This window comes from Nocardiopsis sp. CA-288880 (assembly GCF_050955985.1).
GTDB classification, from domain to species: Bacteria; Actinomycetota; Actinomycetes; order Streptosporangiales; family Streptosporangiaceae; genus Nocardiopsis; species Nocardiopsis tropica.
Map to the genome: position 1 here is coordinate 440,392 of NZ_CP192105.1, position 16,712 is coordinate 457,103.

Annotated in this window: 16 protein-coding genes and 1 pseudogene; 10 read left to right on the top strand and 7 right to left on the bottom strand. The window is 74.2% G+C overall.

Annotation, left to right across the window (positions count from 1 at the left end; translation table 11 throughout):
• Positions 1–51 precede the first annotated feature (51 nt).
• From meaB to ACQPYD_RS01995, 6 genes are all read left to right on the top strand, one after another.
• A complete protein-coding gene (meaB, locus tag ACQPYD_RS01970) occupies positions 52–1,095 on the top strand; it encodes a methylmalonyl Co-A mutase-associated GTPase MeaB (protein ID WP_433699519.1) in 1,044 nt (347 codons plus the stop codon).
• Between the two features lie 351 nt (positions 1,096–1,446).
• The gene (locus ACQPYD_RS01975; protein WP_267947713.1) at positions 1,447–1,818 is read left to right on the top strand and encodes an STAS domain-containing protein; all 372 of its coding nucleotides are present in this window, start codon (positions 1,447–1,449) and stop codon (positions 1,816–1,818) included.
• A gap of 11 nt (positions 1,819–1,829) precedes the next feature.
• The gene (locus ACQPYD_RS01980) at positions 1,830–2,549 is read left to right on the top strand and encodes a class I SAM-dependent methyltransferase (protein WP_433699520.1); all 720 of its coding nucleotides are present in this window, start codon (positions 1,830–1,832) and stop codon (positions 2,547–2,549) included.
• Between the two features lie 238 nt (positions 2,550–2,787).
• Entirely contained in the window at positions 2,788–3,186 is a 399-nt protein-coding gene (locus ACQPYD_RS01985) for a MerR family transcriptional regulator (RefSeq protein WP_433699521.1), read from the top strand.
• Positions 3,183–3,515, top strand: a complete 333-nt coding sequence (locus ACQPYD_RS01990) for a thioredoxin family protein (RefSeq protein ID WP_433699522.1) — start codon at positions 3,183–3,185, stop codon at positions 3,513–3,515. Before ACQPYD_RS01985 ends, ACQPYD_RS01990 begins: the two co-directional genes overlap by 4 nt.
• Positions 3,516–3,791: 276 nt before the next feature.
• Positions 3,792–6,242 carry a PEP/pyruvate-binding domain-containing protein gene (locus tag ACQPYD_RS01995; protein ID WP_433699523.1) on the top strand — a complete coding sequence of 817 codons (2,451 nt, stop codon included), beginning with the start codon at positions 3,792–3,794 and terminating at the stop codon, positions 6,240–6,242.
• Positions 6,243–6,321: 79 nt separating this feature from the next.
• On the opposite strand, the gene ACQPYD_RS02000 is transcribed toward ACQPYD_RS01995, so the two are convergent.
• Positions 6,322–7,041, bottom strand: coding sequence for a MerR family transcriptional regulator (locus ACQPYD_RS02000; RefSeq protein WP_433699524.1), 720 nt, complete (start codon positions 7,039–7,041; stop codon positions 6,322–6,324).
• A gap of 96 nt (positions 7,042–7,137) precedes the next feature.
• Here ACQPYD_RS02000 and ACQPYD_RS02005 point away from each other — a divergent pair, with 96 nt between their 5' ends.
• Complete coding sequence (locus tag ACQPYD_RS02005; RefSeq protein WP_433699525.1) at positions 7,138–7,617, top strand: DUF6194 family protein; 480 nt, start codon at positions 7,138–7,140, stop codon at positions 7,615–7,617.
• A gap of 143 nt (positions 7,618–7,760) precedes the next feature.
• Here the strand turns inward: ACQPYD_RS02005 and ACQPYD_RS02010 are convergent, their stop codons facing one another.
• Together ACQPYD_RS02010 and ACQPYD_RS02015 are read right to left on the bottom strand one after the other, a co-directional pair.
• The gene (locus ACQPYD_RS02010; RefSeq protein WP_433699526.1) at positions 7,761–8,378 is read right to left on the bottom strand and encodes a hypothetical protein; all 618 of its coding nucleotides are present in this window, start codon (positions 8,376–8,378) and stop codon (positions 7,761–7,763) included.
• Between the two features lie 10 nt (positions 8,379–8,388).
• Positions 8,389–8,769, bottom strand: a complete 381-nt coding sequence (locus ACQPYD_RS02015) for a hypothetical protein (RefSeq protein ID WP_433699527.1) — start codon at positions 8,767–8,769, stop codon at positions 8,389–8,391.
• A gap of 351 nt (positions 8,770–9,120) precedes the next feature.
• Here ACQPYD_RS02015 and ACQPYD_RS02020 point away from each other — a divergent pair, with 351 nt between their 5' ends.
• Positions 9,121–10,104 (top strand): LacI family DNA-binding transcriptional regulator, encoded by a 984-nt coding sequence (locus tag ACQPYD_RS02020; protein WP_433699528.1) that lies wholly within the window; start codon positions 9,121–9,123, stop codon positions 10,102–10,104.
• Positions 10,105–10,652: 548 nt separating this feature from the next.
• Here the strand turns inward: ACQPYD_RS02020 and ACQPYD_RS02025 are convergent.
• Positions 10,653–10,814 (bottom strand): annotated as a pseudogene (locus tag ACQPYD_RS02025) (BldC family transcriptional regulator); the annotation flags it as partial.
• A 144-nt stretch (positions 10,815–10,958) separates the two neighbouring features.
• Complete coding sequence (locus tag ACQPYD_RS02030) at positions 10,959–11,441, bottom strand: ATP-binding protein (protein ID WP_433699529.1); 483 nt, start codon at positions 11,439–11,441, stop codon at positions 10,959–10,961.
• 351 nt (positions 11,442–11,792) lie between these two features.
• On the opposite strand from ACQPYD_RS02030, the gene ACQPYD_RS02035 reads away from it, so the two are divergent.
• Both ACQPYD_RS02035 and ACQPYD_RS02040 read left to right on the top strand, forming a co-directional pair.
• Positions 11,793–12,593 (top strand): helix-turn-helix domain-containing protein, encoded by an 801-nt coding sequence (locus ACQPYD_RS02035; protein WP_433699530.1) that lies wholly within the window; start codon positions 11,793–11,795, stop codon positions 12,591–12,593.
• Positions 12,590–12,844, top strand: coding sequence for a DUF397 domain-containing protein (locus tag ACQPYD_RS02040; protein WP_433699531.1), 255 nt, complete (start codon positions 12,590–12,592; stop codon positions 12,842–12,844). Before ACQPYD_RS02035 ends, ACQPYD_RS02040 begins: the two co-directional genes overlap by 4 nt.
• Positions 12,845–13,119: 275 nt before the next feature.
• Here the strand turns inward: ACQPYD_RS02040 and xylA are convergent, their stop codons facing one another.
• Positions 13,120–14,277, bottom strand: a complete 1,158-nt coding sequence (gene xylA / locus ACQPYD_RS02045) for a xylose isomerase (RefSeq protein ID WP_433699532.1) — start codon at positions 14,275–14,277, stop codon at positions 13,120–13,122.
• A 208-nt stretch (positions 14,278–14,485) separates the two neighbouring features.
• Positions 14,486–16,477, bottom strand: a complete 1,992-nt coding sequence (locus tag ACQPYD_RS02050; RefSeq protein WP_433701921.1) for a beta-galactosidase — start codon at positions 16,475–16,477, stop codon at positions 14,486–14,488.
• Between the last annotated feature and the right edge of the window lie 235 nt (positions 16,478–16,712).

Genomic DNA, 16,712 nt, shown 5'->3' on the forward strand with positions numbered 1-16,712 from the left:
CAGCGCGGGCGGCACGGCGACAGGGGCCGAGGGGCCGGAAGGGGAGAAGGCGTGGGCGACGAGGGATCCGTACCGGGGGCGCGCGGCGGCGGGCGGCGGCCGGTCGACGTGGCCGCCCTCGCCGAGGGGGTCCTGTCCGGGCACCGGCCGACGCTGGCACGGGCGATCACCCTGGTGGAGTCACGCCGTCCGGACCACGCCCGGTCCGCCCAGGAACTCCTCGTCCGGCTGCTCCCGCACACGGGGAAGGCCCACCGCGTGGGGATCACCGGGGTGCCGGGCGTGGGCAAGTCCACCTTCGTCGACACGCTGGGCACCCGGCTGACCGGCGCCGGGCACCGCGTGGCCGTCCTCGCCGTCGACCCGTCGTCCACGCGGTCGGGCGGGAGCATCCTGGGGGACAAGACCCGGATGGCCCGCCTGGCGGTCGACCCGGACGCGTTCATCCGGCCCTCGCCCACGGCGGGGACGCTGGGCGGCGTCGCCCGGGCGACCCGGGAGACCATGCTGCTGATGGAGGCGGCCGGGTTCGACGTGGTCCTCGTCGAGACCGTGGGCGTCGGCCAGTCCGAGGTGGCCGTGGCCGCCATGGTGGACTGCTTCCTCTTCCTCACCCTGGCCCGCACGGGCGACCAGCTCCAGGGCATCAAGAAGGGCGTGCTCGAACTGGTCGACGTGGCCGCGGTCAACAAGGCCGACGGGCCCCACGCCGACGACGCCCGCAAGGCGGCCCGCGAGCTGTCGCGCGCGCTGCGTTTGCTCCAGCCGGTGCACCCGGGATGGCGCCCGCCGGTGCTGACGTGCAGCGGTCTCACCGGGGACGGGGTGGACGAGGTGTGGGAGGCGGTCCTGCGGCACCGCCGGACGCTGGAGGCCGACGGCGCCCTCGGGGAGCGCCGCCGGGACCAGGGCGTCAGCTGGATGTGGGACCAGGTGCGGGACAGGCTGATGGACTCGTTCCTGCGGGACCCGGGGGTGAGTTCCCTCATCCCGGGGACGGAGGACGGGGTGCGCTCGGGGGAGACGACGGCGACCCTCGCCGCGCTCACCCTCCTGGAGGCCTTCACCCAGGGTGACGCTTCCCCGAAGGGGTGAACACACGGTGACCGGACCGGGGTTCTCGGCGCCGGTGCTCGACGCGGGTGCGGCCGCAGGGGGTTCCATGTCGTGAAATGACCCAGCGTAAACGGGTGATACCGCCTGGCCGGAGGGAGGTTCGTGCCCACGAGGCGAAAATTTCTTGCCCTATGCCATTCCCGAACGGGCGGTTCGCTTATACCGTGTGTGTCCAACGACTTACCAGACTCGCGGACGCGCAAGCGTCCTGCCTCCGGTGGTCCGGTTCTGTGGGAGTGGCGCCGGGCCGGGTGGGCGCGACTCGCCTGTCTGCGTATGGTTAAGCGAGGGACCCCTCACCATCTCAATGTGGGGCCGGGAGGAGTGAACGTGCACAGGCTTGGGCTGAGCACGCGGGTAGAGAGCCGCAGCGTCATCGTCGCGATCGAGGGAGAACTCGACATCGCGACCGCCGCCGACCTCCAGGAACACGTCCAGTCCGCCGTCAAGGACCACGGTCCGTGGCTGATCCTGGACCTGTCCGGTCTGGACTTCATGGACTCGAGCGGCCTGAACGTCATCATCAACGCCTACCGGACCGTTCGCGAGATGGGCGGATCGCTGGCACTGGCCGCCCTCAACGAACGCGTCACCAAGGTCGTCCGCCTGGTCGGCCTGCACCGCCAGGTCCCGGTCCACCAGACCGTGGCCACCGCCGTCGCCGCCATGGAGGCGCTGGAGGCCAAGCGGCAGGCCGGGTAGTCTCCGGCCGCATGAGCCGGTTTCTCCCCCCGGGTCCCGTCGACTTCTCGTGGGACCACAACAGCCACTACCACGACCACCTCCTGCGCCAGGTGCCCGGGCACGGCCCGCCCGCCGACCGCCGGGGCGCCTCGGGGCCCTCGCGCGACGCGCTCCGCGCGCGGCCCCGGGCCCTCGACGTCGGCTGCGGCGGCGGCAGGTTCGCCCGGGTCCTCGCGACCCGGGGGTTCGCCGTGGACGCCATCGACCCGGCGAGCCGGATGATCGACCTGGCACGGACGCTGACACCGCCCCGGCTGCCGGTCGACTACAGGGTGGCCTCCCTGGAGGAGGCCGAGCTGGACCCGGCGGGGTACGGGTTCGTCGGCGCGGTCTCCAGCATCCACCACATGCCGTTCGGGCCGTCCCTCGAACGGATGGCGTCCGCCCTCGCCCCCGGCGGGACCCTGGCCGTCCTCGGCCACTACCGGGAGCGCGGCTGGACCGACGCGGCCGTGGGCCTGGCCGCGCTCGGCCCGCAGTGGGCGATCGGCGCCGGCCTGGGGCTGGCGCGCGCCCTCACCGGCACGCCCGACCTGCACAAGGCGGGGCCCACGGCCGAGATGCCCGTCCGCGAGCCCGACATGGACATGGGCGAGATCGCCGAGGCGGCCGGTAGGCACCTGCCCGGGGCCCGGCTGCGCAGGCTGCTGTTCTGGCGGTACTCGCTGGTGTACCACCGCCCCGCCTGAACCCGGCCCCGTCCCCGGGCCTCCTCCCGTCCCCGGCCCTCTTCCCGTCCCCGGCCCTCTTCCCGTCCCCGGCCCTCTTCCCGTCCCCGGGCCTCCTCCCGTCCCCGGGCCTCCTCCCGTCCTCGGCCCTCTTCCCGTCCCCGGCCCTCCTCCCGGTCCCGCCCCGGCCGCGGTAGGAGCGGACGGGCCCCCGAACTCCCTTGCCCTGACGCGGACGTCAAGGTCTAGCGTGGCGTCCATGCGCATCGGAGAGTTCGCGGAACGGGCGGGGGTCAGCACGAGGACCCTGCGGTACTACGAGTCCCGGGGGCTGCTCCCCACCCGCCGCGCGGTCAACGGATACCGCGTCTACGACGACGAGGACCTGCGCCTGGTGGAGCAGATCCGCACGCTCCAGGACTTCGGCTTCGGCCTGGAGGAGACCCGGCCGTTCGTGGAGTGCCTGCGGGAGGGCAACCCGACGGGGGATTCCTGCCCCGCCTCGCTCGACGTCTACCGGGACAAACTGGCCGAGCTCGACGCGCTGATCGGACGGCTGGGGGCGGTACGCGCCCAGGTGGGCGCACAGCTGGCCCGGGCGGAGGCGGACAGGTCCGCCGCGCCCGAGCCGCTGTGCCGGACGAGGGGACACGGATGAACGGTACGACCGGGCTGGACGAGGTCACGGACGCGACCTTCGACGAGGAGGTGCTGGGGGCGGACCGGCCGGTCCTGGTGGAGTTCACCTCCGACCACTGCCCGCCGTGCAGGCAGATGGTGCCCGTGCTGGACGCGGTCGCCGCCGAGACGGCCGGCCGGATCAGGGTGGTCCGGCTGGACGTCGGCGCCAACCCCGGGACCACGCGCGCCTACCGGGTGATGGGGACGCCCACGATGCTCGTCTTCCGCGACGGCGCGCCCGTGATGACGATGGTCGGCGCCCGTTCCAGGCGCCGCCTCCTCCAGGAGCTGGAGGACGTGCGGTGAGGCCGGGCCGCCCGTACCCCCGGTACGGGCGGCCCGGTCCGTGCGCGGCTCCCGCGGCTCCCGCGGCTCCCGCGGTGTCGTGCCCTCCGGGCCGCCGCCCGCCCCTCGCCGTGCGCGGCGGAGCCGTCCCCACCCAGGGGAGCCGGGGGCGGGCCCTCCCGGCCCGCCCGGCGGCGGGGGAGGGGGCGGCGACCCGAATCCGTCCTGTGGAAAACCCGGTGCACCCCCCTCCCGCGGGGAAGTATGGAGGAGGACGGGAAGACGGAGGTGACGGCCGTGCCGGTGATTCCACTGGATCGGATCGACGCGGACCCGGCCGGGCCGGTCGGCGGCAAGGCCGCCGGGCTCGGCGAGGTGATCAGGGCGGGTGAGAGGGTTCCACCCGGCTTCTGCGTGACCGCCGCGGAGCACGCCTCCGGGGCGGTCCCCGAGGACGAGGTGGCCGCCGCGTACAGGGCACTCGGCGGCGGGCCCGTGGCCGTCCGGTCGAGCGCCACCGCCGAGGACCTGCCGGAAGCCTCCTTCGCCGGACAGCAGGACACCTACCTCGACGTCGAGGGCATCGAGGAGGTGCTCGACGCCATCGGGCGGTGCCGGGACTCCCTGTGGACGGACCGCGCCGTCGCCTACCGGCGCGACCTCGGCATCGACGACGCCTCCGTGCGCATGGCCGTCATCGTCCAGCGCATGGTGCGCCCCCGGGCGGCCGGGGTGCTGTTCACCGCCAACCCGGTCACCGGCACCCGCGGGGAGACGGTCCTCGACGCCGTGCCGGGGCTCGGCACGGCCGTCGTGGACGGCACGGCCGAGCCCGACCACTACGTCGTCCGCCCCGACGGGAGCACCGACGGGCCCCCGGACGGCTGCCTCTCCCCCGGGGACGTGGACGGGCTCCGGGCCGCGGGCACACGGCTCCAGTCCCACTTCGGCGCTCCGCAGGACGTCGAGTGGGCCGTCGACCACGACGGGACCGCGTGGATTCTCCAGTCGCGCCCGATCACCACCCTGTTCCCCCTCCCTCCGCCCTCCGACGGGCCGCGCGCCTACCTCGAGTCCGGCCATATGCAGGGCATGCTGCGGCCCTTCACCCCCATGGGGTTCTCCGGGCTCCGGGTGGCCGGCCTCGCGTGGTTCCGCGCGGTGGGGGCGGCGAGGGGCGGTGCGGCGGAGCGGTCGGTCGCCGAGGTGGGCGGGAGGTTCTACCTCGACCTCACGCCGTTCCTGCGCAACCGGGTGATCCGGGGTCTCCTGCCGGGGCTGATGGGCGTCTACGGCCCCCGGACCGCCGCGTCCGTGCGCGCGCTCCTCGCCGACCCCCGGTTCGCGCCCCGGCGCGGCGGACGCGTCGACCCGCGCGTCGTGGCCCGGATCGTCGCCGGGGTCGCGCCGCTCACACGCGACTTCGTCGCGGGGGCGGTGACCGCCCTCGCTTTCCCCGACGACGCCAGGCGCCGGGTCCTGCGGGCCGGGCCCGAGATCCGGCGGCAGATCGCCGAGTCCTCCAGGGGCGTCGTCACGGCCGGTGAGCGCCTGGCCTTCGCGGAGAGGGTCCAGGTCCCGGTGATGACGGGCGGTATGACCCCCATGCTGGGGGCCCTGTACACCGGCATCCTCTCCGCCAAGGCGCCCGAGCTCCTGCTCCGGGGCGTGGCGGACCCGGGGGAGGTCGCCACCGTCCTCGGGGGCATGCCGCACAACGTCACCACGGAGATGGACCTGGCGCTGTGGCGCCTCGCGGAGGAGGCCGGCCCCCACCGCGCCCTGTTCGGGGAGACGCCCCCCGGGCGGCTGGCCGAGCTGTACCGCGCCGGGGAACTGCCCGAGTTCGGGCTCGGCGGCTTCCTGGAACGCTACGGCCACCGCGGCGCGGCCGAGATCGACGTCGGTGTGCCCCGCTGGGCGGAGGACCCCGCGCCGCTGTTCGGGGTGATCGCCAACTACCTTCGGGTGGACGATCCCGACCAGGCGCCGGACCGGCGCTTCGCCCGCGCGGTGGCGGAGGCCGAACGCATGCGGGACGAGCTGGTGCGCCGCGCGATGGCGTCCAGACCGGTGCGGGCCCGGTTGGCCGCGTTCTTCTTCGACCGGGCGCGCGCACTGTCCGGTCTCCGCGAGTACCCCAAGTTCGCGTGGCTGTTCGCGATCGGGGAGATGCGGCGCCAGCTCCTCCTGGTCGGGGAGGCGCTGGTGGCCGAGGGGAGGCTGGACGCTCCCGACGACATCATGTTCCTCGACCTGGAGGAGGCCCGGGCGGCGCTGGACGGGGCGGACCGGCGACAGCTCGTCGCCGAGCGCCGGGCGGTGTACACGCGGGAGCGGCGCCGCCGCAGGGTGCCCCCCGTCCTGCTGTCCGACGGGACGGACGTGGAGACGACCCTCCCCGCCCTCTCCACGGGGGACGCGGGAGACGGGGTGCTGGTCGGGGTGGCCGCGTCCGCCGGCACCGCGACGGGTGTGGCCCGGGTGGTCCACGACCCGGTCGGGGCGTCGCTGGGGCCGGGGGAGATCCTGGTCGCGCCCACCACCGACCCGGGATGGACACCGCTGTTCATGACCGCGGGCGGGGTGGTGGTGGAGACCGGCTCGACGGTGGCGCACGGACCGACCGTGGCCCGGGAGTACGGCATCCCCTGCGTGATCTGCGTGCCCGGCGTCACCGAGCTCGTCCGTGACGGACGGACCATCACGATCGACGGCGGCGCGGGCACGATCCGGCTGGAGGACTGAGGGGCGGGGTGGGAGGGGGCGGGAGGGGGTGGGGGTGGGGGACCCCCACCCCCGTTGTCGGCGGCGCACGGGGCCCGCTTCACCCACGCCCGCCCCCGTCCGCCCCGGGAGGCCGCTCCCCCGCCCGGGCGACGAGCGCGGCGAGGGCGGCGGCGCCGTCGAGGAGGGACCTCGACCGGGCATCGATGCTCGCGTCCCGGGCGTCCAGCGCGGTCGCCACCTCCTCCCACCGGCGGGCGCGCCGCAGTTCGGGCATCATCGCCCGCAGCGTGGCGACACGGTAGCCGGACAGGCGCAGCTGATGGACGATCCGCGCGTCACGGACGTCGTCGGGGAGGTACCGCCGCGGACCCCGCGGTGAGGAGCGGGGCGGCTCGACGAGGCCTTCGGCCTCCCAGTGCCGCAGCGTCGAGGGGCGCACGCCGAGTGCGGCGGCGAGCTCGGAGATGCCCATGGCGTCCGAGGAGCGCACGTCACCGATCGGTTCGGCGGAGATCAGGCCGGCGGCCCTCCTGGCCAGAGCGAGGTCCCGGCGCTCGGTGTGGAGCCGCGCGTGCGCCGCGTCGAGCAGTGCGAGCGGTTCCGGGCCGGGGCCCGCGTGTACCGCCCGCATGATCCTCCTGGCCTCCACGGGCCCCGTGCCGTGCGCGAGAGCCCGGTAGGCGAGCGCGGAATCCACGTGCGACGCGTCGTAGACCCGGTAGCCGGACCCGGTGCGCGGCGCCGGCGGCAGCACACCGTCCCGTTCGAGGTCGCGCACCTGTTGGACCGAGTACCCGGCACGGCGTGCGACGTCCACGGTTCGCAGGACAGCCGACTTGCGACTTCTCACCGGACTGCCTGGGCTTCCCCGGCGCAAAGTCTCCACAAGCACATGAAGTAAATACTAGAAGGCATGACCATAGAAGAGATCATGGGATTCGTCGGCGGCCTCGACGGGGTTCTGACCCTCCGGCCCGGCCCCGGGGACGGTTCGCCCGAGCTCAGCTGGGGCGACGCGTTCTTCTACTACGCTCCCGACGGCGAGGTCCCGCGGACGACGCAGCCGTTCGCGACGATCGTGACGAAGGACTACCCGGAGGACGCGTCGTCGCGCCTGGACCGCCCCGGCGCCTTCCGCCTGAACATCTCCGCCGGCAAGGACGCCTTCGTCGAGTGGACGGGACGCCGGCCGCGTGACGGGTCCGAGGACGGGGCCGACCCGGGCGAGCCCGACGTCCTGGTGGCCCACCCCGTCTACGGGGCACTGGGGTGGCTGGCCGTGGTCGAACCGGGTCCGCGAACGGAGCCGGCCGTCCGGGACCTGCTGGTCACCGCCCACAGCCTGGCCCGCTCGCGCTACGAGCGGCGTGCCGGGGAGGATCCGGCCCGGTAGCGGTCACGCCCGCCCCCGGTGGCGGACCCGGCGGCCGGAGGAGGGGCACGCCGGTCCGTCGGCCCGGGTGTCGGGGGCAGCCGGGGCGGAGCCCGGCCGGGGGCGTCACCCGCTGCTCCGGCCCCGCATCCGCTCGGGGGCGGTCACATGCCGCCTCCTCCTCCGTCCCCGCCACCGCTGTCCCCGCCGCCCCAGCCCGAACCGCCGGAACCGCCGCTCCCGCCGGTGTCCGTGCCGGGGTCGCCGTACGGCGCACCGCGGTCGGGGCCCGGGACGTCGGGGCCCGGAGCGCCGTACGCCGGCTGCGGGCCGTACCCGGCGGAGGCCGCACGGCCCGGAGCCGCGTGGCCGGGGCTCGGCCGCCCCCGGGGGGCCGGAGGCGGTTGCCGTCCCGGCTCCGGGGCCGGCGCCCCCGCGTACCGGGGCCCCCGCGCCGGACCGGACCTCGCCCGTACCAGGGCGACGATCAGCAGGACGACGGCCCCGCAGACCAGCAGGGCGTCGAGGACGTCGAGGGCCATCGGCACGATGCCGTTGACCAGGAGGTACCGGTCGGGAGGCATCCCCGAGGCGATGAGCGCCGGGGGAAGGAGGGCGCTGACGGCCTGGAGGAGGGCGGCGGCGAGGAACAGGGCGCCGGCGGTCCGCACCGTGCCGGGGGAGCGGGACGCCCTGCGGGCGCGCACGAGGGCGACGACCCCGACCGCCGCGACCGGTCCCGCGACGACGACGCCGGTGACCAGGATGCTCAGGATGTACACGTCGGCCTCCTCAGGACGCCCGGTGTGTCGGAGGGACAGGGGGACGCGGCGTCCCGGGGGGACCGTGCGGGTCCGGGACGCGCCCGGTCGCCGCGACCACCAGGAGGAGCAGCCCCGCCGCGGACACGAGGCCGGGCACGAGGGAGACCAGGGTGAACAGGAGCGGGGGGACGGCCCCGTACCCGAGGCCGGTGAAGACGTAGTGGCCGCCGGCCCGGACGAGCCCGCCCAGGAGCGCGCCGACGGTGATGAGCGAGCCGCTCGCGGCCACCAGCCCCTTGCGGCCGGACGGCACCGCGAAGGCGAGGACCAGGACCACGAGGCCGAGGACCGCGAGCAGGAGGACGGTCAGCGTGGAGACGAGGACGGTGAGCAGGGGGGTGCTGGACATGGGGCCTCCGAGGGGCAGGACATCCCGACCCTAACGACGGGTGTGTGCTCCGTGCCCGGTTCTGGCTGATTCCGGCCACAGGGGTTCGCCGGGCGCCGTACCGCACCGGCCTCCACCCCGGCGCCGCATCCGCGTCCCACCCCATCCCGGCGCCGTGTGCGCGTCCGGCTCCCGACCCGCGGCCCCCGCCCGGTCCGCCGCCCCTGGCGTTCCACGGCCCGCCGCCTCCGCGCCGGGCGCCGGATACGCCCCGGAACCACGGGCTCCGTGCCATGATGGCGTGGCATTGCGCCGGTTCGGCGCGGTGCGTAACATCTCTTCGAACCGGTTCGACGATGGACGGGACGGCACTTGCGGATCTCCGATGTGGCCCGGCACGCCGGAGTGTCGCCCAGCACGGTCTCCTACGTCCTCAGCGGCAAGCGTTCGATCTCCGAGGCCACCACGCGCCGGGTGCGGGAGAGCATCGACGCGCTCGGCTACCAGCCCCACGCCGGCGCCCGCTCGCTCGCCAGCCGCCGGAGCAACGTGATCGCCCTGGTCATCCCGTTGCGCGAGGACGTCCACGTCCCCGTCGCGATGCGCTTCGCGGTCTCCGTGGTCACCGCGGCCCGCGCCTTCGACCACGACGTCCTCCTCCTCACCCAGGGGGAGGGGCCCGACGGGCTGCGCCGGGTCGCCGGCAGCGCGATGGTGGACGGCGTGATCGTCATGGACGTGGAGGCCGACGACGCGCGCGTGCCCGTCCTGCGCTCCCTGGACCTGCCGTCCGTCCTGATCGGGGTCCCCGAGGACACCGAGGGTCTGACCTGCGTGGACCTGGACTTCGCGGCCGCCGGTGCGGCATGCGTGCACCATCTGGCGGACCTGGGGCACACCGAGGTGGCGTTCGTCGGCCAGCCCCCGTCGGTGTACGAGCGGCGCACGGGGTTCGCCGAGCGCACCGTCGCCGGGTTCGAGGAGGCGGCGGCCGAGCGCGGGATCGTCGCCACCTCGCACCCCTGCTCCCCCGACACCGTCCGCGAGGTCGTCGGCACGCTGGTCGGGGAGCACCCCGGGGTCACCGGCCTCATCGTGCACAACGAGCCCTCGGTGGGCCCGCTGCTCGAGGCGTTCGCGGAGCACGGGCGCACCGTCCCGGGGCTGTCCGTCGTCGCCATCGGGCCGGTGCCGCCCGGCGTCCCGCCGCTGACCTCGGTGGACCTCCCCGCCGAGGAGGTCGGAGCCCGTGCCGTCGGCCTGCTCATGGACAAGATCGACGGGCCCGCGCACCCGGGGGTGACCCTCCAGGTGCCGAGGCTGACCACGAGGGACAGCACCGCGCCCCGGCCCTGAACACCGCGCCCCCGCCCGGGCCGGACTGCGCCGAACGGCGCAGGCCGACAATCCTTTCGGGTGAAAGGGGTCGGGCTCGCCGTCCCCGGCGCCCGGCGTCAATCGACCGCGGTCGGGGACATTGTGCGGATTGGGCTGCCTGTTCGGTCACAGGATAGAGCAGAAAGGCGAGGGGGGTGCTGCTTTTCGCGGAAGAGGCGAAAAAAATCATGCCTCTTCGGATTCTCGCAGTTCAGCGAGTTCGGAAAAGAAGGAATGGTTCTCCCGTCCCTGCCCCGGCAATGCTTGGTGTCGGTATTGGCCACTTTTGTTAACAGTGTGGGGGATGGGGACCTTTTCCGGGCGTGGGCCCCGGCCACGGCCCGGACGGTGCGGCAGCGGGGCCCGGTGGTACGTGTTCCCGTCCGGCGCGTTCAGCGGTGGCCGGTGCGCAGGGTCTCGATGAGGGCCGCGATGTGCCCGGCGTCGCCCACCGCCCCGACCTCCAGCGCGAGGGCGTGGACCGACTCCAGGGCGCGGACCACCTCGCCGCTGCCCGTCCCCGCGTGCAGGACGTGGGTGATCTGCGACCTGGGGTAGCGGCGGTGGCCGCCCAGGGTCTTGACCGAGGACAGGCGGCCGTCCTTCTCCCAGCGGGCGACGGTCTTGGGGTCCACGCGGAACAGGCGGGCGACCTCGCCGGGCGTGAGGAGGTCCTCGGCGGTGTCCATGAGGTCGGGCAGGGGCGAAGGGGCGGGCACGGAGCGGTCTCCTCGGTCGGTGGGCGGTGCGGGTGCGGTTCCCGCGTCTGCAGGTGCGTCGGTGCGTGGGGATGCGGCGGCGGGGCCCGCGGGAGCTCGACCGCCGCACCCGGCTCAGGGGGTCTCGACCACGGCGCGGATCGTGAGCGGGCCCATCGTGGTGCCCCGCCACTCCCACTCCCAGTCCCAGTACACGGTCAGCTCGTCGACCAGGCGCAGGCCGGAGAGCGGGGCCCGGCCGGGCTCTCCCAGGCGCGGATACGGCACTTCCGCGCCGGGTCGGGGGCCGTCGTCCGTCACGCGCACGGTGAGCAGGAACGGGTTCTGGTCGATCACGATGCGCACGCTTCCGCCCGGTTCGCCGCTGAGGGAGTGGCGGTGGGCGTTCGAGACGAGGGCGACCGTGACGCGTGCGACCCTGTCCGAGGCGGGGCCGAGGACGGTTCCGCGCACCCAGGAGTCCAGGGTCCGGTAGTCGGGTTCGGGGCCGAGGACGATGCCGCTCCGGTGGCGCTCCTCGAAGCGGAGGCGGTGCGGGTACGGAACGGGTTCGGGGTCCGGGCCTGGGGGCGCCGGGGGTGCGGCGGCAGGCTGCATACGTCTCACCTCGTGGTCTCTGTCATCAGGTGGGCCCTGGTCCCGGCGGCCGTCTGCGTCCCCGGCCTCCGGGCCAACTCGTGCCGGGGGGCCGCCCCACCCTGTCCCTCGGTGGACGAAGCGGCCCCGCGTGTCCGGTCCTTCCGGCTCGGTTGCGCACCCCCCGACCGGTGGACGGGTGGCCGGGAGCACCCCGTGCCGCCGCATCGTGGCCGGTCCGGGCCCCTCCCGGCGACGACTCTTCCACTTGTGGCATTTCCTGGTCTACATTCATTAGGAAAGACGTTGCCTTTCGTATGCCGCGCGATGACAAACGATAATCCAGCGATATGAGCGATGAGGTGTGGAGAAGTGGATTCCGCACGCGAGCGGTTCGGTCTACTGGTGCGCAAATACCGCCTGCAAGCAGGTATGACGCAACACGAACTGGCTCGGGCTGCCGTGATCGCCCAGAGTACGGTCAGCGAGTTGGAACGTGGTATCAAAGGGACACGGCGTGAGCAAGTGGTACGCATCGACAGGGCGCTTATCGCACACGACGTTCTCGTCAATTCCTGGGACACGGCCTTCTCGCCGTCCGGGATGAACACCTACTTCCGCGATGTCGCCGAGGCGGAGCAGGTCGCGGTGGAGATCCGGGAGTACGCCCTGGGGCTGGTGCCCGGCCTGTTCCAGGTGGCGGAGTACGCCCGGGCCGTCATCCAGATCGGCTCGCCGCACGCCTCCCCGGACGCCATCGAGCAGATCGTCGCGGCGCGGCTGAAACGGCAGGAGATCCTCGGGAGGCCCCATCCCCCCAGGGTGACGGTGCTGTTGGACGAGACGCTGCTGCTCCGCCGCTTCTCGGACCCCGGCGTGATGCCGGCCCAGATCACCCATCTGATCAAGGCGTCGCACCGGCCCCGGATCACCCTCCAGGTCGTCCCGATGTGCACAGAGGGCCACGCCGGTCTGGGGGGCGCGTTTATGCTTAGTTCTGCCCCTGACCGTGGCACTTTCGCCTACGTCGAAGGCCACAAAGCGGGCATGTCCCTCAAGGAACCGGAGATCGTGGCCAGCTACGACCGGACCTTCGCGGAGCTGAGGAGCGCCGCCCTGCCGGTTCCCGCATCACGGTCTCTGATGGAACAGATTCGAGGCGATAGCGCATGATGGGCCAGAGCTGGCAGAAGTCCAGTTACAGCAACGGCGACGGCGGGAACTGCGTGGAGGCACGCGTTCACGCGATGGGCGGGACCTGGAAGAAGCCCAGCTACGGCGACGGCGGACACCGCGTGGAGGCCCGGACCGGTTCCGCCGCCTCCCGCGTGCTCCTGCGCGACACGCAGAACCGCGGGTCCGGCCACCTGTCGGTGCCGGTCCGCGAATGGGACGCACTGCGTCTCGCCCTCAGCGGTCAGTAGTCCCGCACACAGTTCCGCCCCCTGCCAGGGCTGTTGGCAGGGGGCGGTCGTGTTCTGCTCGACCAGGCTACCCGCAGGTCACCGCCTGTGCCGGTGACCAAAGTCCCCTCCCGGAGCGTCAGGCCGCGGTTGCTTCCCGTACTCGTCCGAGGTCACGCCGCCCCTCTGCCGGACGGCCGCCCCGTTCGGCCCGGTTCCACCGCGAACACCCGCCGGCCCGTCCGCGTCCGCGGCGGGAGCCCTCCGCGCTCCGCGGCACCCGGCCCGGGGCCGTGTCAGCGGACGCCGAGGAGGTGCTCCAGGGCGAGCTGGTCCAGGCGCTCGAAGTGGTAGCCGCGCTCCCCGACCTCCGTCAGGTCGATCTCCTCCGCCAGGACGTCGGCCAGGCTCTCCTCCTTGCCCAGGGTCGGCACCGACAGCTCCGGCACGCGCGAGGCCTCCAGGGCGGCCACGACCTCCGGGTCCGCGCGGAACGCCGCCGCCTTCTCCTTGAGGATCAGGTAGTTGCGCATGCACGCCGAGGCGGACTCCCACACCCCGCTCATGTCCTCGGTCCGGGGCGGCTTGAAGTCGAAGTGCCGGGGGCCCTCGTACCCGGCGCTCTCCAGCAGGTCCACGAGGAAGAACGCCTCCTTCACGTCCCCCGCGCCGAACCTCAGGTCCTGGTCGTACTTCACCCCGCGCTGCCCGTTGAGGTCGATGTGGAACAGCTTCCCGGCCCACAGCGCCTGGGCCACGCCGTGCGCGAAGTTCAGCCCGGCCATCTGCTCGTGTCCGACCTCCGGGTTCACGCCCACCATCTCCGGGTGCGCCAGCTCGTTGATGAACGCCAGCGCGTGCCCGACCGTCGGCAGCAGCACGTCGCCGCGAGGCTCGTTCGGCTTGGGCTCGATCGCGAACCGCAGGTCGTAGCCCTGGTCGATGACGTACCCGCACAGGATGTCGAACGCCTCGCGCAGCCGGTCCAGGGCCGCGTGGTCGTTCTTGCCCGCCTCCGACTCCGCGCCGTCCATGCCGCCCCAGCACACGTAGGTCCTGGCGCCGAGGGACACCGCCAGGTCGATGTTGCGGATCACCTTGCGGATCGCGTACCGGCGCACGTCCCGGCTGTTGGAGGTGAACCCGCCGTCCCGGAAGACCGGGTGCGTGAACAGGTTCGTGGTCACCATCGGCACCGCGAGCCCGGTCTCCTCCAGTGCGGCCCGGAACCGCTTGAGGATCGCCTCGCGGTCGGAGTCCGAGCTCCCGGGCGGGATGAGGTCGTCGTCGTGGAACGTGATCCCGTGGGCGCCGAGGCCGGCGAGCGCGCGTACCGCGTCGGCGCCGTCGAGGGGGGGACGCACCGCGTCGCCGAACGTGTTGACGCCGCGCCAGCCCACCGTCCACAGGCCGAAGGTGAACCTGTCCGCGGGCACGGGCCGGTAGTCGCTCATGACGTGTCTCCTGGGGGTAGGGGCCTCCGATCAGTTTGTCTAGACAGACAACTAAATGTCAACGGTGCGGCGCCCCGGTGTCGGGGCCCGGTGCGGTCCGGCGAAGGGGACCCGTCCCCCGGCCGGGTTCCGGACCCGTTCCCGCCGTGGGCCGGTGCGGAGCGGGGGCCGCGCCGGGGCGCGGACCCGTCCCCGCACCGGGCGCCGGTCAGCCGGTGACCGGATGCCCGCGCAGGACGGCGACCCCGCCCCCCGGCAGGTTCAACCCCTTCGCCGACGCCCCCGACAGCAGGTCCACGGCGTCCGGCCCCAGCCCCAGCCGCGCCGGGTCGATGCGCCGGGACCGGTCGTCGTGGTTGGTCACGAACACCCACGCCCCGTCCGGGCCGACCCGGCGCACCACGTCCAGCCCGTCCTCGGGGAACGGGCCCGTGCCCGCCGCCTCGGAGACCACCCGGCCCAGCCCGCGGTCCGAGAGCCGGGCCGACACGTACCAGGCCTCACCGGCCCCGTAGCGCCGCCGCGTCACGGCCGGGAACCCGTCCAGCGGCCCGCCCGCGTACCTGGCCACGGCCTCCGCGCCGGCCAGGTGGACGTGCTCGCTCCACGTCGTCACCTCCTCACGGACCATCCCCAGGTCCATGCCGACCGTCTCCCCGGCGAACATCGGGTACATCTCCTCCACCCGCACCCCCAGCAGGTCGCGCAGCGCCCCCGGGTACCCGCCGGTCCGCACCGTCCCGGAGGGGTCGGCGAGCCCGCTCAGGTAGGTCACCACGAGGGTCCCGCCGCCCTCGGTGTAGCGCGCCAACCGCTCCGCGGCCGCGTCCGACAGCAGGTACAGGGCGGGGACCACCAGCAGCGGGACCCGGGGCAGCTCCCGGTCGGGGCGCACGAAGTCCACCGTGCGGCCCGACCGCCACAGCACCCGGTGCACCTGGCGCACCGACTCCAGGTAGTCCACGCTGCGGGAGGGCAGCGACGGGCTTCCCAGCGCCCACCAGGACTCCGGGTCCCAGGTGACGGCGGCGTCCGCGACCACCTCCGCTTCGCTCGCCTCCGCCACACGGGGCAGCAGGCTCCCCAGCTCGCACACCTCGCGGAAGATCCGCGAATCCGGGCCGGCGTGCGGCACCATCCCCGAGTGCCACTGCTCCGCACCGCCCCGGGAGGCACGCCACTGGAAGAACATCGCCCCCCGCGACCCCCGCGCCACGTGCGCCAGGCTGTGCCGCACCGTCTCGCCGGGGCTCTTCGGGCGGGTCAGCTCGCCCGTGTAGGTCACACCCGCCGCCTGCTCCATCAGCAGCCACGGCCTGCCCTCGCCCGGGACCCGGGCCGCCCACGAGCGCGCCAGGTCGGCCGCGAACGCGGTCTGCTCCGCGCCGCCCTGCCCCGTCAGGCCGGGGTAGTCGTCCACCGCCACCAGGTCCAGGTGCTCCGCCCAGCGCCAGGGGTCCACCGGCACCCAGTCCCCGAACGCCAGGTTCGTGGTCACCGGCACGTCCGGGCGCACCTCGCGCAGCACGTCGCGCTGGTCGAGGAAGTGGTCGAGCATCTCGTCGGACAGGAACCGCCGGAAGTCCAGCACGTGCGCCGGGTTCGGCAGGTACTGCGTGGCGCGCGGCGGCAGGACCTGCTCCCACTCCGAGTAGTGCTGGCTCCAGAACGCCGTCGTCCACGCCTCGTTGAGCCTCCCCAGGTCGTGGTGGTGCCTGCGCAGCCAGTCGCGGAACGCGCGCGCGGTGTGGTCCGAGTGCGACCACGACCCGTACTCGTTGTGGACGTGCCACATCCGCAGCGCCGGGTGGCCCGCGTACCTCTCCGCCAGGGCGCGCGCGATCCGCGCCGAAGCCTCCCTGTAGGCCGGGGCGCACACGTCGTAGGTGTCGCGGCTGCCGTGCGTGAGCCGGGTGCCGTCGGCGGTCACCGGCATCGCGTCGGGGTACGCGAGGGTGAACCACGGCGGGGGGGACGCGGTCGGCGTGGCCAGCGCGACGCCGATCCCGGCCTCGCCGAGCCTGTCCATGGTCCGGTCCAGCCACTCGAACCGGTACTCGCCCTCGCGGGGTTCGAGGAGGCCCCAGGAGAAGACGCCGACCGTCACCAGGTTGACCCCGGCGCGGAGCATCAGGTCGATGTCCTCCTCCCGGACCTTCTCGGGCCACTGCTCCGGGTTGTAGTCGCCGCCGAACCACAGCGGGGACGACGGGGAGGCGCGGAAGACCGGGGCGGAGGGGGCGCCGGGGGAGGCCGCGGGCCGGGCCTGGGGCGCCACGGGGGGTGTGACGGGCGGGGTCGTGGGCGGCGCGGCCGCGGGCCGGGAGGGGGGCGGGGCCGCGGCCGACGGGGCGGGGGGCCGCGCGGCGGGAGGCGTCGCGGGCGGGGCGGAGGGCGGTGCCGGCGGCGGGGCCCCGTGCGGGCTTCCCGCCGGG